Source organism: Mesorhizobium sp. Ca11, assembly GCF_020165275.1.
Lineage (GTDB): Bacteria > Pseudomonadota > Alphaproteobacteria > Rhizobiales > Rhizobiaceae > Mesorhizobium.
In genome coordinates, this window is the sequence record NZ_JAIUHU010000020.1 from 25,507 (window position 1) to 42,626 (window position 17,120).

Below are 17,120 nucleotides of genomic sequence, written 5' to 3' on the forward strand. Positions count from 1 at the left end.
ATTCGGCCGACCCGGCTCAGTGCTGACTTTGAACCGGCGGCATGACAATGCTGCCGGTGTTTTGTTGATCGAGGCTACGCCATATCAAAGGGCGAGGACGACCTCGCTTCCCCGAAAACCGGCCGGGACGACCCGCCGCCAAGCATCTCAGGCGATGCTGGAATGACGGAGTGTCTTCGATGTCCTGGATTTTTCTTTTCTTCGCCGGCCTGTTCGAGATCGGCTGGGCGATCGGCCTCAAATATACCGCCGGCTTCTCCAAGCCGCTGCCGACCCTTCTCACCATCGCCTCGATGATCGTAAGCCTCGGCCTGCTCGGGCTGGCGCTGAAGACGCTGCCTGTCGGCACGGCCTATGCGGTGTGGACCGGCATCGGCACCGTCGGCACGGCGCTGCTCGGCATCTGGCTGCTCGGCGAGCCGGCGACGATCGTCCGGCTCGCCTGTATCGGCCTGATCGTCTGCGGCATCGTCGGGCTGAAACTGGTCGCCTAGCCTGCTATCCGTAGCACAAACACGTTCAGGGCCGCTTTCGGCGACCCTGACTTAATTTCCAACGAATCCAAACCTAGCGGGCGGAGAAGCCCGGAGGCGTACGGCCGACACGTGCCTTGCGGGCGGCGTAGCGTGCGTCACGCTTGGCCTTGCGCGCGGCCTCATCGGCAAGCTCGAAAGCGATGCGCTCGGATTCCTCGGCCTCGCGGCGCTTGGCCTCTTCGGCCGCCGCCGCTTCCGCGGCAAGACGCGCCGCTTCGGCAATCGCCTCGCGCTCGGCCTTCTCGGCCGCTTCGCGTGCCAGCTTTTCCTGCTTCAGCCTTGCCTTTTCCGCCTCGCGGATGGCGCGGGCCTCAAGGATCGCCTTGCGTTCGGCCTGGCGAGCCAGCACTGTCGGATCATCCGCCGCCGGCTTTGCCTTGAAGCGCTCGAGCAGCGCCTTCTTTGCCTCGTTCGCGGCATTGCGCCGCTCGAAAATGTCTTTTTCCCTGTAGATAGCCAAGTGTACTTCCCTGCAGTCTATTCGCGACGCTTACATACGCGTGAAAGCGGTAAGTTCAAGCGCCAAAACGGTATGGCAGCCATGAAAAATCCGGGCTTGTTGCCGCAGGGATACGGCCCGGCAGCGCGATGCACTGTTCACAGATCGCGCGTCTGGCGGGCAGAACGGCGGATGGCTACCTCTAGCGTCGACAACAAATGCCGGCATGAACATTGAGGACGCAACCAGATGGAACTCGGTCTCTACACTTTCGCCGATGTCAGCCCGGAGCCGGGCCCCGGCGCGATCGGCCCGCATGAGCGGCTGCGCAACCTCATCGAGGAAATCGAGCTGGCCGACCAGGTCGGCCTCGACGTGTTCGGCCTCGGCGAGCATCACCGTCCAGATTATGCCGCCTCGGCGCCGGTGGTGGCGCTGGCCGCGGCGGCCGAGCGCACGAAGCGCATCCGTCTGACCAGCGCGGTCACGGTGCTTTCCTCCGACGATCCGGTGCGCGTCTTCCAGCAATTCGCGACGCTTGACCTTCTGTCCGGCGGCCGCGCCGAGATCATGGCCGGGCGCGGCTCCTTCATCGAATCCTTCCCGCTGTTCGGCTACAATCTCGAGGACTATGACGAGCTGTTCGCCGAGAAGCTCGACCTGTTGCTCGCCATCCGCGATCAGGTGACAGTGACGTGGCAGGGCAAGCTGCGCGCGCCGATCAACGGCCGCGGCGTCTATCCGCGTCCATTGCAGGAACAGCTGCCGGTCTGGATCGCCATCGGCGGCACGCCGCAATCCGCCGCGCGCGCCGGCGTGCTCGGCCTGCCGCTGGCGCTGGCCATCATCGGCGGCGAGCCGGCGCGTTTTGCGCCGTTGTTCGATATCTATCGCGAGGCGGCGCGGCGCGGCGGCAACGATCCGGCCAGGCTCGCCACGAGCATCAACGTGCACGGCTTCATCGCCGAGATGACCGAACAGGCGGCCGACGATTTCTACGGACCGCAGGCCGAGGTGATGAACCGCATCGGCCGCGAGCGCGGCTGGGGCCCGACCTCGCGCGCGCATTTCGATCACGCGCGGGGTCCCAGTGGGGCCCTCTTCGTCGGCAATCCTGAGGCCGTGGCGGAAAAGATCGTCGCCCAGCACAAGATCTTCGGCAACGACCGCTTCCTGCTGCAGATGGCGATCGGCACCATGCCGCACGCCAAGATCATGAAGGCTATCGAGCTTTACGGCACCAGGGTGGCGCCGATCGTGCGCAAGGAGACGGCCAAAACCGCGCCCGCCATCGCGGCGCCGGTCGACTGAGCGGTAGTCGACGCCGGTCTCCAGATGCTAGGCCGCTGGATGCCCGGCGCCGACGGCCATCATTTCGGCATGAAGCGTCTCGGTTGCCTCGTCGGCCGGGAACATGCACTCGACACGCAGTTCCTGGGCAGCGACGGTTTGCGGCGTCCCGACCGTGGTGACCATCGAAAAGTAGTTGAGAACCCTACCTTCCCTGACGAACCCCAGCGGAATGACTGGGGTGAAGCCCAGTGCCACCGGGTTTTTCCATTCGTTTTCAACATCCGGATAGGCGAGCAATTCCGCCAGCAGGGCCTTCGTCTTCTCGTCGACAACGCGGCCGATGGATTCGCGATAGACACGCTCGAACAAGCTTCCGGCGACATCGGGCCAATTGGCGATGAACGGACGCATGCCTTGCGGATCGAACATCAGATGCAACATGTTGCGCGGTCCCTGGCGGGCGGACATGTCGATGAAGCAGCCGAAGAAGCGCGGCGCGGATTCATTGGCCATGAGCACGTTCCAGTAGCGATCCATCACGACTGCTGGAAAGGGCTCGTGCTGCCGCAGGATGCGCGTCAGGGCGTCGGTAACGCTTTTCATTTCCACCGAATCCCACGCGCTTTCGGAAAACATCGGCGCATAGCCCGCGGCGAGCAGCAATGTGTTACGCTCGCGTAAAGGCACATCGAGCCCCCGGGCGATAGCCATCAGGGTTTCGCGGTTGGGTACGCTGCGTCCGCTTTCGATGAAGCTGATCTGTCGTTGGGAGATGCCGGTATCGAGCGACAGATCGAGCTGGCTTGTGCCGCGCAAATCGCGCCAGTGGCGCAAAAGCACACCCAGATCGGGCGTCATGCCTGTCCTGATATTCGACGGGTTCATGGTCAGCAATCCTCGGGCATCGCCGCTGCGATACGCTTCAATCCGGCTCAAGTTTTGGCGGCGCAGGGATCGTGCCGATCCATGCGCCGCCAATCACGCTGAAGTGCGTCGCGCTCCAGGTCTCGGTTTTTATGCGGGTCAGGCTGCCACCGCGAGCGGAGACCATGCCTGCGCCCGGAAGCGCTCCTCGATCGGCGTACCGGCCATGTTGGTCGTGGTTGCCGCCATGGTCGAAACGCCGACGCCGGTCACCACCTCCAGAACTTGGGCTTTCGAGTAACCCGCCGCGGTGAACGCATCGATGTCGGCATCGGTGACGTTTCCCTTTTTTTCGATCAACGTCTTCGTCAACGCCGAGAGCGCCGCGTATTTCGGGTTGGCTGGCAGCCTGCCCTTTCGGATCGCTTGGACTTCGCCCTCGTCGATGCCGTCTTCGATGGCGAATGTCGAATGCGCGGCAACGGTCCAAGGGCACTTGATCGTCACCGCATTGGTAAGCAGCAGGACCTGCTTTTCGATTTCATCGAAGCTGCCGCCGTGAAAACTGTCGAAGGTGGCGACGAATCCGTTGAGAAGCACCGGACTGTTGGCCATAGTCGCCATGACGTTCGGAAGAAAGCCGAACTTCTCTTCCAACGCCTTGAGCGCAGGCCTGGATTTTTCGGGTGCCGAGCCGATCGTCTGGAGGTTGAACCTTTGCATTGTAACGTCCTCTTGCAAAATCGGATGTGATCGCGCGGACGAAGTCGTCGCCGCACCAGCCTTCTGCTCTGTCGTCGCAAAAGCCTGCCCCGTATTAGGCCTGGCCGGCGCAGCGGCTCAATTACACGTCATGTAATAGCGCGACCGCATGTGCGATGCCGCGGACAGCCGGCTCATGGAACCTTGCCCGGAACTCCCGCGTTTCGCCCAAAAGCCTGCCATGCATTCATTGTTTGGGTGGTGGGCTTGCAAGGGGAACCGATGAAAGCCGAGCCGATCGTTTCGGGCGCGAGCGTTGCCGAAAGCCCTGATCCGCGTGCCAGCGCCCGGGCGGACATGCGCTTGACGCGGTCGCTGGTGATCGGGATCTTCATTCTGATGACAGCGGCGGCGCTGTACTTCGCGCGCGCCTTCTTCATGCCGGTGATACTCGCCTTCCTGCTGGCGCTGACGCTGACGCCGATCGTGCGTTTGCTGCGCAAGCACGGCATCCCTGAGGTTGTCTCGGCGACGCTGCTGGTGCTGCTTTCGATCTTCGTCTTCGCCGCCGCAGGCTATCTGCTCAGCGGTCCGGTCATCGACCTCATCAACAACAGCTATTCGATCGGCCAGCAGCTCACCGAGCGGCTGGCCCCGTTCAAGCGGCCGCTCGAACGAATGATGGACCTCGCACATCAGTTGGAGGCGCTGACGGAGACGTCTCAGGAACCCGGCCTTCAGCAGGTCGCGGTAGCGCCTTCCGGCATCCTGTCCACGGCGGCCAGCAACATCCTGGAAGCAGGCACCGCGATCACCATCGTGTTCGTGCTGTCGCTGTTCCTGCTCGCCTCCGGCACGCTGTTCTACGAGAAGATCGTCCAATCCTTCGCCAGCATGACGCAGAAGAAGCGGGCGCTGCGCATCGTCTATGACGTTGAGCGCGAGATTTCGCACTATCTGCTCACGGTCTCCATCATCAATGTAAGTCTCGGGACGGTGATCGGGCTGGGCTTGTGGGGGCTCGGCATGCCCAACCCGCTCGTCTGGGGGGCGATGGCGGCATTGCTGAATTTCTTGCCCTATGTCGGCGCGCTGATGACGGTCGTGATTGTCGCCGTCATCGCGCTGATCAGCTTCGACACGATCGCCTATGCGCTCTTGGCGCCGGCCTTCGTAGTGCTGTGCGACATCATCGAAGGCCAGTTCGTGACGCCGACGGTGGTCGGGCGGCGCCTCGAGATCAATGCGGTGGCGATCTTCATCGCCATCGCCTTCTGGTCCTGGCTGTGGGGCTTCGTCGGCGCGCTGATGGCGGTGCCGTTGCTGGTCGTCATCAAGGTCTTCTGCGACCATTTCGAGGGCCTGAGCCATGTCGGCAACTTCCTGGCGGCGCAGCAGTCCATGGCCATCGAGGAAGAGCCGGCCGAAAACAATCACAAACCGGCCTGAAGCACGTCGCGCTGAACTGGATTCGAGCGACGCGCTCTGGGGACCTGTTTCATCGTGGTCCCAGAACCGCTGCGCACTTCCGGGCGACATGCATTGGCATGTGGCCCAATCGCAAAGCGTGGCCGTTATTTGCAGCGTTGGCGGGCAGTGCCTATATCGGGCCGGTCAAGCCGGACCTGCCCCTGAATGAGCGACTTCGATCTCGATGGCTATTTCGCCCGCATCGGCTATGACGGGCCGACCGACGTTTCGCTCGCCACGCTGCAGGCGCTGCACGCAACTCACCCGCAGGCGATCCCGTTCGAGAACATCGACGCCTTGATGGGCGTTTCCGTCGGGCTCGACATCGCCTCGCTGCAGGACAAGATTCTTGGCCAGGGCCGCGGCGGCTATTGCTTCGAACACAATCTCATCTTCATGCATGCGCTGAAGGCGCTCGGCTTCACGACCAGCGGGCTGGCGGCGCGCGTGTTGTGGGGCCAGCCTGACGATGCCGTCACCGCGCGCAGCCATATGCTGCTGCGCGTCGAGCTCGGCGGCCGCACCTACATTGCCGATGTCGGCTTCGGCGGCCTGACGCTGACGGCGCCGTTGCTGCTTGAGCCGGGGCTGGTGCAGCAGACACCGCACGAGGCCTTCCGCATCGTCGAGACCGGCGACGATCTTCGCCTGCAAGCAGGCATTGGCAGCGATTGGCGCACGCTCTACCGCTTCGACATGAGCCAGGCCTATGAGGTCGACTACCTGGTCGGCAGCCATTTCCTGTCGACCCATCCGAGCTCGCATTTCCTGACCACGCTGGTGGCCGCGCTCGCCTTGCCCGACCGGCGCTATGCGCTGCGCAACAACCGGCTGTCGACACATCATGCCGGCGGCCGCAGCGAGCAGCGCGAGATCGCGACCGCCGCTGAGCTCGCCGGCGTGCTGGAGAGCCAGCTCGCCATCGTCATTCCCGACCGCGCTGCCTTCGAGGCGAGACTGCGGGAAAAACGCATCGTGGAGACCTGACCAATGACGGCCCTTTCGGTTCTCGACCTGTCGCCGATCACGCAAGGCAGCACCGCCTCGCAATCGCTTGCCAATTCGCTCGACCTTGCCCGCCATGCCGAGCGGCTGGGCTACCGGCGCTACTGGCTGGCCGAGCACCACAACATGCCGGGCATTGCGAGCGCGGCGACGTCCGTCGTGATCGCGCATGTTGCCGGCGGGACGAAGTCGATCCGCGTCGGCGCCGGCGGCATCATGCTGCCCAACCATGCGCCGCTGGTGATCGCCGAGCAGTTCGGCACGCTGGCCGCACTTTTCCCCGGCCGCATCGATCTCGGCCTCGGCCGCGCGCCGGGCACCGACATGCTGACCGCGCGGGCGCTACGGCGGAATCTCGAAAGCACCGACAATTTCCCGCAGGACGTGGTCGAGCTGATGGGCTATTTCCAGCCGGCCGAGGAAGGCCAGCGCATCCGCGCCGTGCCCGGCGAGGGCCAGAGCGTGCCGGTCTGGATCCTCGGCTCCAGCCTCTATGGCGCGCAGCTCGCAGCCCTTCTCGGCCTGCCTTACGCCTTCGCCTCGCATTTCGCCCCGGCCGAGCTCGATCATGCGCTGGAGGTCTATCGCACGCGCTTCCAGCCGTCGGCGCAACTCGACAAGCCCTATGTCATGCTCGGCCTCAATGTCTTCGCCGCGCCGTCGGACGCCGAGGCGAAGCTTTTATTCAGCTCGCTGCAACAGGCCTTCGTCAATCTGCGCAGCGGCCGGCCCGGCCAATTGCCGCCGCCGGTCGAGAATTACGACCGCGACCTCGACCCTGCGGCGAAAACCATGCTTGCCCAGGCGCTGTCCTGCGCCGTCGTCGGCTCGCCGGAGACGGTGCGCCAAGGCATCGACGCCTTCATAAGCCGCACCGGCGCCGATGAATTGATGGTGACGGCGCAGTGCTTCGACCATGCGGCGCGCGTGCGCTCCTTCGAGATCCTCGCTGACGTGCACAAATCGATGTCGAAGGCGGCCTGACGGCGCCATGGCTTCTGACATACCCATCTGTTAAGGGCAGGCTCACCGCCAACGCGCGAGCCTGCACATGACCCATGATCTCGACGACCGCATGCATTTTGCCATCGACCTGGCGCGGCGCGCCGGCGAGCTGGGGCTGAAATATTTTCGCGACCTCGACAACCTGGCCGTCGAGAGCAAGGGCCACCAGGACCTGGTTTCCGAGGCCGACCGCGAGGTTGAGCTGTTCATCCGCGCCGCGATCGCGGAGGCCTATCCGCAAGACGGCATCGTCGGCGAGGAGCACGCGGCGGTGACCGGAACAACCGGTCATGTCTGGGTGATCGACCCGATCGACGGCACCGCCAATTTCGTGCGCGGGATTCCCGCCTGGTGCGTGGTGATCGCCTGTGCCAGGGATGGCGAGACGATCGTCGGCGTTATCCACGAACCCTCGACCGACGAAACGTTCTACGCCCGCCGCGGCGGCGGTGCCTTCCTTAACGGCAAGCCGATCAAGGTCAGCAATGCGGCGTCGCTTTCCGACGGCGCCGTCGGCACCGGGCTCTCCAACCGCGCCTCGACCACGAATGTCGTCATTCTCATCGGCCTGATCATGGGCGAGGGCGGCGTCTTCTACCGCAATGCTTCCGGAGCGCTCATGCTTGCCTATGCGGCGGCCGGCCGGCTGCTCGGCTATCTCGAGGAGCACATGAACGCCTGGGATTGCCTAGCCGGCATGCTGCTGGTCGAAGAGGCCGGCGGCACGGTGCTGAAAGCGGACCCCAAGACGGTGATCGGCAAAGGCACCCGTGTGGTCGCCGGCGGCCGGGGCATCTTTCCAAGGCTGCAGCTGCTAGGCGAGAGCTCCTTCGGATTTACGCGCTGACGCTCTGCGCGAGCGCGCCCAGCGGCCGGCAGGAATTGCGGATCATCAGCCGGCCCTTCAGCACGAGCTTGCGCGGCGGCGCCTCCCTGTTGCCGGCCAGCCGGTCGAGCAGGAGGTTCGCCGCCTGCTCGCCGATCGCCTGCACCGGCTGCGCCACGGTGGTCAGCTGCGGCACGAACACGTCCGACCAGGGAAAATCGTCGAAACAGGCGACCGAAATGTCTTCGGGGCAGCTGAGGCCGATGTCGCGGATCGCCTTCATGGTGCCGATCACCATCGGATTATTGGCCGAGAAAATCGCGCTTGGCCGGTCGTGCAGCGAAAGCAGCTGCATTGTGGCGTTATAGCCGTCGATCTCGTGGAAATTGCCGGAGCGTATGAGCTCCTCCGCCACGGGCAGGCCGGCGGCCTGCAGCGCCTCGCGGTAGCCGATCATGCGGTCATGCATGGGGGATATGTCGGATGCGCCGGTGATATAGCCGATGCGGCGATGGCCGAGATGGATCAGATAGGTGACGGCATCGAACACGGCGCGCTGGTTGTCCAGCACCACCGCATCGGTGTCGACGCCTTCGCAGAGGCGGTCGAGCAGCACCACCGGCACGTTGGCGTCCCCGACGATGCCCTTCAGGATGCCGCCGTCGCCGACGCGCGCTACGATCAGCCCGTCGACCATGCGGTCGAGCAGCAGCCGGATCTGGTCGTCCTGCGTGTTCAGGTCCTCGTCCGTGCAGCACAGCATGACGGCATAGCCGGCGCGGTCGAACGCCTGCTGGATGACCGAGACGACATCGGTGAAGAACGGGTTGGTGATATGCGGCACGGTCAGGCCAATGGTCCGCGTGGTGCCCATCTTGAGGCTGCGGGCAATGGCGTTGCGCTTGTAGCCGATGTCGCGGATCGCCTGCTCGATGCGCTGGGTAAGCTCCGGACTGACGGTGGCGGTGCCGTTGAGGACTGCCGATACGGTGGCCACGGACACACGCGCCGCCTCAGCCACATGCAGCATGGTCGGCGCCGTGGATTTCCGCTGTTTCTTCCGTCCTGACACCGTCATTTTCGAAACGTTTAACCGCCCCTATTTGGCCAAACCTACGCAAACCCGGCTTATTTCGCAAGAATTGAAATGCATCAATCCTCAGCAACCACATATGCGCTTGACACATTCGAAACGTTTAGATTAGCGTCTCAAACAATCGAAGACGACGGAGGGAGGCCGTCCTTTGCCATGCAGCGCGTTGATTCCACCACGACTGGCAATGCGGCCGCCGACGGTCCAACCGTCGTCCTGAGCGCGACCGGCATTTCCAAGCGGTTCGGCGGCATCGCCGCGCTGTCCGATGTGAGCCTGGATCTCAGGCCCGGCGAGGTGCATGCGCTGATGGGCGAGAACGGCGCCGGCAAGTCGACGCTGATGAAGATCCTGTCGGGCGTCTATACCGACTACGAAGGTGCCGTGGCGATCGACGGTCAGGCAGTCCGCTTCACCGGCGTCCGCGACGCCGAGGACGCCGGCATCGCCATCATCCACCAGGAGCTCAATCTCGTCCCCGAGCTCAGCGTCGCCGACAACATCTTCCTCGGCCGCGAAAAGCTGATCGCCGGGCTGGTCGTCGACCGCAAGGCGAGCAGCCGCACTGCCAGCGCGCTGCTGCAGCGTCTCGGCATCGAGCTCGATCCCGAGGCGCGTGTCGGCACGCTCAGGGTTGGCGAGCAACAACTGGTGGAGATCGCCAAGGCGCTGTCGAAGTCGGCGCGCATCCTGATCATGGACGAGCCCACCTCGGCGCTGTCGCCGGCCGAGTGCCAGAGACTGTTCCGCATCATCGGCCAACTCGCGGCAAGCGGCGTTGCGATCGTCTATATCTCGCATCGCATCGACGAGGTCATGCATCTGGCCAGCCGGGTGACGGTGCTGCGCGACGGACGCCACGTGCTGACGCGGGACATGGCAAGGCTGGACGAAGACGCCATCATCACGGCCATGGTCGGGCGCGACCTTCTCGCTCCCTCCGATCATGAGCGCGCCCCCGGCGGCGAAGCGGTGCTCTCGGTCAGGGACCTGTCGCTGTCGAAGCCCGACCGGCATGGCTGGCGCACGATGATCGACGGCGTCAGCTTCGACCTTGCGGCCGGCGAAATCCTCGGCATCGGCGGGCTGCTGGGTTCCGGCCGCACCGAAATCCTGGAGGCGATCTTCGGGTCCAGCGACGGCCGCACCGGCGGCGAGATTCGGCTCGACGGCGTGCCGGTCGAGATCGGCTCGCCGCGCGAGGCCCGCCGGCTCGGCATTGCTTTGGTGACCGAGGACCGCAAGACGCAAGGCCTGCATCTCCAAGCCTCGATCACCGACAATGTCGCGCTGCCTCTGGTCGGCGCGCTGGCGCGCTTCGGCCTGCGCTCGCGCTCGGGCGAGCGCGGCCTGGCACGCGACGCGGTCGGCGCGCTCGGCATACGCTGCGAAAGCATCGAGCAGGCCGCCGGCACGCTGTCCGGCGGCAACCAGCAGAAGGTGGTGATCGGCAAGTGGCTGGCGACCCGGCCGCGCGTGCTTCTGCTCGACGAGCCGACGCGCGGCATCGATGTCGGCGCCAAGCGCGAAATCTACGACCTCGTCTTCAAGCTGGCCGGCGACGGGCTGGCGATTGCCGTGATCAGCTCCGAACTGCCCGAGCTTCTGCATCTGGCCGACCGCATCCTGGTCATGGCCGAGGGCCGCCAGCGCGGGATCCTGTCCCGCGCCGAGGCCAGCGAGGAGGCGATCATGCGGCTTGCCGCGCCAAGACTTGCCACACCAAGACGGGCAGCGAGACCAGCCGCATGAACCTTATCAGCCTTGTTTCCCGCACCAAGCTGTACTGGGGGCTGATCGCCATCTTCCTAATCGGCGTGTTCGGCTCGCCGATCAGCTCCAAGGGCAACAACATCTTCCTGTCCTACGGCAACCTGCTCGACGTGCTGCGCCAGGTGTCGACCACCGGCCTCATCGCCACCGGCATGACGGCGGTGATCCTGACCGGCGGCATCGATCTTTCGGTCGGCTCGCTGATGGCGATCTGCTCGGTCGTCTGCGCCATGCTGCTCACCGTGCCGGGCGTCACGCCGTCGGCGGCGCTCGGCGTGCCGACGACCGCGCTGGCGGCGCTTTGCCTCGGCGTGCTGGCCACCCGCTTCATCCTGCTCAACATCGAGAAATCCCGCGCCGGGGCGGAAGCCGGGCGCGACGCGCGACTGGACAAGGCGCGCGGGCTGATCATTCCGGGCGTCGTCGGCGTGGCGCTGTGCTGCCTTTCGCTGTGGTACCTGCTGCCGCAGGTCGAGACCAAGTTCGGCGTGCTCGGCGTGCTGCTGGTGGCGCCTTGCGTCGGCCTTCTGTTCGGCACCATCAACGGCTTCATCATCGTCGCCGGCCGGCTGCAGCCCTTCATCGTGACACTTGCGATGATGGTGACGGCACTCGGCATCGCCAGGCTCACCGCCGGCCAGAACAACGCGGTGCTGCCGGTCTATACCGGCTCGAACGCCACCGCCGATTTCGAGATCCTGCGCTCGCTGGTGTTCGGCATCGTGCCGATGCCGGGCCTGTTCTTCCTCGGCGCGGTCGTGATCTACGGCGCGGTGCTGCGCTTCACGCCCTTCGGCCGCTATGTCTACGCCATCGGCGGCAATGAGGAGGCGGCGCGGCTTTCCGGCATCGCCGCCGGGCGCGTCAAGATCGCCACCTATGCGGTGTCGGGCCTGCTCGCCGGCATCGCGGCGGTGCTCTACGTGGCCCAATACCGCCAAGGCAAGCCCGATGCCGGCGCCGGACTGGAGCTCGACGCCATCGCCGCCGTGGTCATCGGCGGCACCAGCCTGATGGGCGGGCGCGGCAGCCTGGTTGGCACCTTCTGCGGTGTGCTGATCTTCGGCCTGCTGTCAAATATCTTGCAGCTGCACAACATCAATTCGAACCTTCAGCTGGTGCTGAAGGGGGCGATCATCATCGGCACCGTGCTCGTGCAGGAGCGCAACGCCGGCGATCTTCTCAGCTATCTGCGCCTGCCCGGCGGACGGGCGGCGCAAAAGGAAACGGCCGCAGCAAAGCGACCGTCACAGGAGACCTCGTCTCTATAATCCGGAGGAAACAGGACCATGAAACGACGTGATATGCTGAAGCTCGCCACCTTCGCGGCGGCGCTTGTGACGACCACCGCGCTCTTTTCCGGCAACCATGCCTTTGCCCAGGACAAGAAGTGGAAGATCGGCTTCTCGCAGGTGACGACCATCGAACCCTGGCGCGCCCAGTTCAACAAGGACATCATCGCGGAAGCCGCCAAGCACCCGGAGGTCGAGCTGATCATCACCGACGGCGAGGACAAGACCGAAAAGCAGGTCGCCGACGTCGAGAACCTGATCCGCCAGGAGGTCGACGCGCTGCTGGTCTCGCCGAAGGAATCGGCCGGCCTGACCGGCGTGGTGCAGCAGGCGATCGACGCCAAGATCCCGGTCTTCGTGCTCGACCGCAATGTCGAAACCAAGGACTACACGCAGTTCGTCGGCGGCGACAACAAGCTGATCGGCCGGGCGGCTGGCGAATATGCCGTCGAGCTCCTGGGCGGCAAGGGCAAGGCGGCCGGCAACGTCGTCGAGATCTGGGGCGGCATGGGCACGCAGCCGGCGCATGACCGCCATGACGGCTTCCATGAATTCACCGACAAGGAGCCGGGCATCAAGTACCTGCTCGACCAGCAGTCGGGCGACTGGAAGCAGGACCAGGCCTATAACATCATGGCCAACGCGCTGAAGACCAACGAGAAGATCGATCTCGTCTACGGCCACAATGATCCGATGGCCTATGGCGCCTATCTCGCGGCCAAGGATGTCGGGCGCGAGAAGGACATCAAGTTCATCGGCATCGACGGCCTGCCCAACGAAGGCGTGCAGATGGTGAACAAGGGCGAGCTGACCGCGACCTTCACCTATGTCACGCCGGGCGCCGAGGGCCTGCGCCAGGCGATCAAGTTCCTGAAAGGGGAGAAGGTCGAGAAGACCATCACCCTGCCGACGGAAAAGATCACCAAGGACAACGCCGCCAAGATCCTGAAGGACAACGGGCTCTAGATTCTGTTTGACGCAATTCCGAACGGAAAACCGCTGCGGCTTTTCGTGGAATTGCTTGAAGTCCGCAACCCCTGCCGGGCCACGCGCCCGGCAGGGGTTTGCCCGAGCGCCAGGCGCTCCCCACAGCCTGCCGCCGGATGCGCGAAGCGTCGCCGCAATGCTGTTTTTCCGCTCTTTCGCGACCGAAAGTCACGCCCGAAACAGCAAGTCCTGACCTTCGCGGTCGGCAGATCTGTGTGCCCTAAGCGGCGCCGTTTCAAAAAAACCAAGCTGGAACAGTGAGATAGATCGACCTCAGACCGGCTCAGGCGCAGAGCGCGGCGGGTGTCCTGCGGGTCGCTGCCGAGACGACGGACAGCTTGCGCAGGATGCTTGCGCCTTGTGTCGCCTGTTCTTATATACGCGCCAGCCGTCCAGCCCTAAAAAGCGGGGACCATGACGGGATTTCTTGTGAACAGGGGCTTTCGTCGGAACGCCTTTTGAAGGGTCCAGAGAGCCTGCTTAGAGGAGAGATTAGAACAATGGCAAAAGTTATCGGTATCGATCTCGGCACCACCAACTCGTGTATCGCCATCATGGATGGCAAGGACCCCAAGGTGATCGAGAATGCTGAAGGCGCGCGCACGACGCCTTCCATCGTCGCCATTTCGAGCGACGGCGAACGTCTCGTCGGCCAGCCGGCCAAGCGCCAGGCGGTCACCAATCCGGAAAACACCATCTTCGCGGTCAAGCGCCTGATCGGCCGCCGCTATGACGACCCGGTGACGGAGAAGGACAAGAAGCTTGTCCCCTACAAGATCGTCAAGGGGGACAATGGCGACGCCTGGGTCGAGGCCGGCGGCAAGAAGCAGTCGCCCAGCCAGATCTCGGCCATGATCCTGCAGAAGATGAAGGAGACGGCGGAAGCCTATCTCGGCGAGAAGGTCGAGAAGGCGGTCATCACCGTTCCGGCCTATTTCAACGACGCCCAGCGCCAGGCGACCAAGGACGCCGGCAGGATCGCCGGCCTCGAGGTGCTGCGCATCATCAACGAGCCGACGGCCGCCGCACTTGCCTATGGCCTGGAGAAGAAGGACGGCAAGACCATCGCCGTCTATGACCTTGGCGGCGGTACCTTCGATATTTCCGTGCTGGAGATCGGCGACGGCGTCTTCGAGGTGAAGTCGACCAATGGCGACACCTTCCTCGGCGGCGAGGACTTCGACATGCGCCTCGTCGAGTACCTGGCGGCCGAGTTCAAGAAGGAACAGGGCATCGACCTCAAGGCCGACAAGCTCGCGCTGCAGCGGCTCAAGGAGGCCGCGGAAAAGGCCAAGATCGAGTTGTCGTCGACGACGCAGACCGAGATCAACCTGCCCTTCATCACCGCCGATGCCAGCGGCCCGAAGCACCTGACGATGAAGCTCACCCGGGCGAAGTTCGAAAGCCTGGTCGAGGACCTCGTGCAGCGCACCATCGACCCCTGCAAGGCGGCGCTCAAGGATGCCGGCCTGAAGGCGGGCGAGATCGACGAGGTGGTCCTGGTCGGCGGCATGACCCGCATGCCCAAGATCCAGGAGATCGTGAAGCAGTTCTTCGGCAAGGAGCCGCACAAGGGCGTCAACCCGGATGAGGTCGTGGCGCTTGGCGCCGCCATCCAGGCCGGCGTGCTGCAGGGCGACGTCAAGGACGTGCTGCTGCTCGACGTGACGCCGCTGTCGCTGGGCATCGAGACGCTGGGTGGCGTGTTCACCAGGCTGATCGAGCGCAACACCACGATCCCGACCAAGAAGAGCCAGACTTTCTCGACCGCCGAGGATTCGCAGTCGGCGGTGACGATCCGCGTCTTCCAGGGCGAGCGCGAAATGGCGGCCGACAACAAGATGCTCGGTCAGTTCGACCTCGTCGGTATCCCGCCGGCCCCGCGCGGCGTGCCGCAGATCGAGGTCACGTTCGACATCGACGCCAACGGCATCGTCAATGTCTCGGCCAAGGACAAGGGCACCGGCAAGGAGCACCAGATCCGCATCCAGGCTTCGGGCGGTCTGTCCGACGCCGATATCGAGAAGATGGTGAAGGACGCCGAGGCCAATGCCGACGCGGACAAGAAGCGCCGTGCCCTCGTCGAGGCCCGCAACCAGGCCGAAGCGCTGGTGCATTCGTCCGAGAAGTCGCTGAAGGACTATGGCGACAAGGTCTCGGAGGCTGACCGCACCGCAATCTCGGATGCGATCGCCGCGCTGAAGACCGCAGCCGAAGGCGACGACCCGGCCGACATCGAGGCCAAGTCGCAGTCGCTCGCCGAAGTGTCGATGAAGCTCGGCCAGGCCATGTACGAGGCCTCGCAGAAGGAAGCGGCCGAAGCCGACGCCAAGGCGGACGCCGCCAAGGATTCGGACGTGGTCGATGCCGACTTCGAGGAAATCGACGAAGACGACGAGAAGAAGAAGTCGGCCTGAGCCGGCTGACGGCGGATCATGCGAAAAGCCCGGCGGAAGGCCGGGCTTTTTTGCAACCCCAGTCGAAAAAGTGACAGAAAAGCTCGGAGCGGCCCGGCTTAGTACTAGCATCCGGGAAACATCGCTCCTAAATCCAAGAACGTGCCGGCAAACGTCGCCAACAATGCTTGAAGACATTGAGCATCCGGACAGCGGGAAAAAATGAAAGCTGATTTCTACGAAACGCTGGGCGTGCAAAAAGGCGCCGACGACAAGGAACTCAAGAGCGCTTTCCGCAAGCTCGCCATGCAGTTCCATCCCGACCGCAACCCCGGCGACCACGCCTGCGAGCACAAGTTCAAGGAGATCAACGAAGCCTACGAGACGCTGAAGGACCCGCAGAAGCGCGCCGCCTATGACCGTTTCGGCCACGCCGCCTTCGAAGGCGGCATGAACGGCGCCGCGCACGGTTTCGGCGCCGGCGGCTTCGCCGACATCTTCGAGGATATTTTCGGCGACATGATGGGCGGCCGCCAACGCCGTTCGTCGGGCGGCCGCGAGCGCGGCGCCGACCTGCGCTACAATATGGAAATCACGCTGGAAGAAGCCTTCTCCGGCAAGACGGCGCAGATCCGCGTGCCGGCTTCGATCTCCTGCTCGGAATGCTCCGGCAGCGGCGCCAAGCCCGGCACGCAGCCGGTGACCTGCTCGATGTGCCACGGCCACGGCAAGGTGCGCGCCACGCAAGGCTTCTTCTCGATCGAGCGCACCTGCCCGCAATGCCAGGGTCGCGGCCAGACGATCAAGGACCCCTGCCCGAAATGCGCCGGCCAGGGCCGAGTCACCGAGGAACGCTCGCTGTCGGTCAACATCCCGGCCGGCATCGAGGACGGCACCCGCATCCGGCTGGCCAATGAGGGCGAGGCGGGCCTGCGCGGCGGACCGCCCGGCGACCTCTACATCTTCCTGGCGGTCAAGCCGCACGAATTCTTCCAGCGTGACGGCGCCGATCTCTATTGCAAGGTGCCGATCTCGATGACGACGGCAGCCCTTGGCGGCTCCTTCGAGGTCACCACGCTCGATGGCACCCAGACCAAGGTCAAGGTGACGGAAGGCACGCAGAACGGCCGCCAGTTCCGCTTAAAGGGCAAAGGCATGCCGGTACTGCGCCAGCCCAATGTCGGCGACCTCTACATCCAGACGGCGGTCGAGACGCCGCAGAACCTGACGCGCCGCCAGCGCGAATTGCTGGAAGAGTTCGAGCAGATCTCCTCGAAGGACAATTCGCCCCAGTCGAGCGGCTTTTTCGCGCGCATGAAGGACTTCTTCGAGTCGTTCGGCGAAAACTGATTGCCGCCGGCGCGCATTTCGCACGGCATCGGAAGGCGATCCGGTGCCCAAACGTCATCAACACCTTATGCCAGCTTGACGCCTTGCCT

Annotated in this window: 15 protein-coding genes; 11 read left to right on the plus strand and 4 right to left on the minus strand. The window is 64.3% G+C overall.

Going from position 1 to position 17,120, the window contains the following annotated elements:
- The first annotated feature begins 179 nt into the window (after window positions 1-179).
- Window positions 180-494 (plus strand): quaternary ammonium compound efflux SMR transporter SugE, encoded by a 315-nt coding sequence (gene sugE / locus LB538_RS26305; RefSeq protein ID WP_095769469.1) that lies wholly within the window; start codon window positions 180-182, stop codon window positions 492-494.
- Between the two features lie 73 nt (window positions 495-567).
- Here sugE and LB538_RS26310 read toward each other — a convergent pair whose 3' ends face one another.
- Window positions 568-996, minus strand: coding sequence for a DUF6481 family protein (locus LB538_RS26310; RefSeq protein WP_095769468.1), 429 nt, complete (start codon window positions 994-996; stop codon window positions 568-570).
- 228 nt (window positions 997-1,224) lie between these two features.
- On the opposite strand from LB538_RS26310, the gene LB538_RS26315 reads away from it, so the two are divergent.
- On the plus strand, window positions 1,225-2,286 hold the full coding sequence (locus LB538_RS26315; protein ID WP_224532175.1) for an LLM class flavin-dependent oxidoreductase: 1,062 nt from the start codon (window positions 1,225-1,227) through the stop codon (window positions 2,284-2,286).
- A gap of 27 nt (window positions 2,287-2,313) precedes the next feature.
- Here the strand turns inward: LB538_RS26315 and LB538_RS26320 are convergent, their stop codons facing one another.
- Together LB538_RS26320 and LB538_RS26325 are read right to left on the minus strand one after the other, a co-directional pair.
- Window positions 2,314-3,153: a helix-turn-helix domain-containing protein gene (locus LB538_RS26320; RefSeq protein ID WP_224532176.1), complete on the minus strand. Its 840-nt coding sequence runs from the start codon at window positions 3,151-3,153 to the stop codon at window positions 2,314-2,316.
- A 138-nt stretch (window positions 3,154-3,291) separates the two neighbouring features.
- The gene (locus LB538_RS26325; RefSeq protein ID WP_224532177.1) at window positions 3,292-3,855 is read right to left on the minus strand and encodes a carboxymuconolactone decarboxylase family protein; all 564 of its coding nucleotides are present in this window, start codon (window positions 3,853-3,855) and stop codon (window positions 3,292-3,294) included.
- Between the two features lie 261 nt (window positions 3,856-4,116).
- Here LB538_RS26325 and LB538_RS26330 point away from each other — a divergent pair, with 261 nt between their 5' ends.
- The 4 genes from LB538_RS26330 to LB538_RS26345 all read left to right on the plus strand — a co-directional run bounded on the left by LB538_RS26330 (window position 4,117) and on the right by LB538_RS26345 (window position 8,161).
- Window positions 4,117-5,283, plus strand: a complete 1,167-nt coding sequence (locus LB538_RS26330; protein ID WP_224532178.1) for an AI-2E family transporter — start codon at window positions 4,117-4,119, stop codon at window positions 5,281-5,283.
- A gap of 186 nt (window positions 5,284-5,469) precedes the next feature.
- Window positions 5,470-6,291 (plus strand): arylamine N-acetyltransferase family protein, encoded by an 822-nt coding sequence (locus LB538_RS26335; protein ID WP_224532179.1) that lies wholly within the window; start codon window positions 5,470-5,472, stop codon window positions 6,289-6,291.
- A 3-nt stretch (window positions 6,292-6,294) separates the two neighbouring features.
- Window positions 6,295-7,293 carry an LLM class flavin-dependent oxidoreductase gene (locus LB538_RS26340; RefSeq protein ID WP_224532180.1) on the plus strand — a complete coding sequence of 333 codons (999 nt, stop codon included), beginning with the start codon at window positions 6,295-6,297 and terminating at the stop codon, window positions 7,291-7,293.
- Between the two features lie 67 nt (window positions 7,294-7,360).
- On the plus strand, window positions 7,361-8,161 hold the full coding sequence (locus LB538_RS26345) for an inositol monophosphatase family protein (protein WP_224532181.1): 801 nt from the start codon (window positions 7,361-7,363) through the stop codon (window positions 8,159-8,161).
- Here LB538_RS26345 and LB538_RS26350 read toward each other — a convergent pair.
- A complete protein-coding gene (locus LB538_RS26350) occupies window positions 8,151-9,170 on the minus strand; it encodes a LacI family DNA-binding transcriptional regulator (protein ID WP_095769456.1) in 1,020 nt (339 codons plus the stop codon). The genes LB538_RS26345 and LB538_RS26350 overlap by 11 nt on opposite strands.
- A 219-nt stretch (window positions 9,171-9,389) precedes the next feature.
- Between LB538_RS26350 and LB538_RS26355 the strand changes: the two genes are divergently transcribed.
- The 5 genes from LB538_RS26355 (at window position 9,390) to dnaJ (ending at window position 17,031) form a co-directional block, all read left to right on the plus strand.
- Window positions 9,390-10,985 carry a sugar ABC transporter ATP-binding protein gene (locus LB538_RS26355; protein ID WP_224532182.1) on the plus strand — a complete coding sequence of 532 codons (1,596 nt, stop codon included), beginning with the start codon at window positions 9,390-9,392 and terminating at the stop codon, window positions 10,983-10,985.
- A complete protein-coding gene (locus tag LB538_RS26360) occupies window positions 10,982-12,277 on the plus strand; it encodes an ABC transporter permease (RefSeq protein WP_224532183.1) in 1,296 nt (431 codons plus the stop codon). The genes LB538_RS26355 and LB538_RS26360 overlap by 4 nt, the downstream gene beginning before the upstream one ends.
- An 18-nt stretch (window positions 12,278-12,295) precedes the next feature.
- Window positions 12,296-13,264: a substrate-binding domain-containing protein gene (locus LB538_RS26365; RefSeq protein ID WP_095769453.1), complete on the plus strand. Its 969-nt coding sequence runs from the start codon at window positions 12,296-12,298 to the stop codon at window positions 13,262-13,264.
- 521 nt (window positions 13,265-13,785) lie between these two features.
- On the plus strand, window positions 13,786-15,702 hold the full coding sequence (gene dnaK, locus LB538_RS26370) for a molecular chaperone DnaK (RefSeq protein WP_140845306.1): 1,917 nt from the start codon (window positions 13,786-13,788) through the stop codon (window positions 15,700-15,702).
- 201 nt (window positions 15,703-15,903) lie between these two features.
- Window positions 15,904-17,031: a molecular chaperone DnaJ gene (gene dnaJ, locus LB538_RS26375; protein WP_095769451.1), complete on the plus strand. Its 1,128-nt coding sequence runs from the start codon at window positions 15,904-15,906 to the stop codon at window positions 17,029-17,031.
- Window positions 17,032-17,120: the final 89 nt, after the last annotated feature.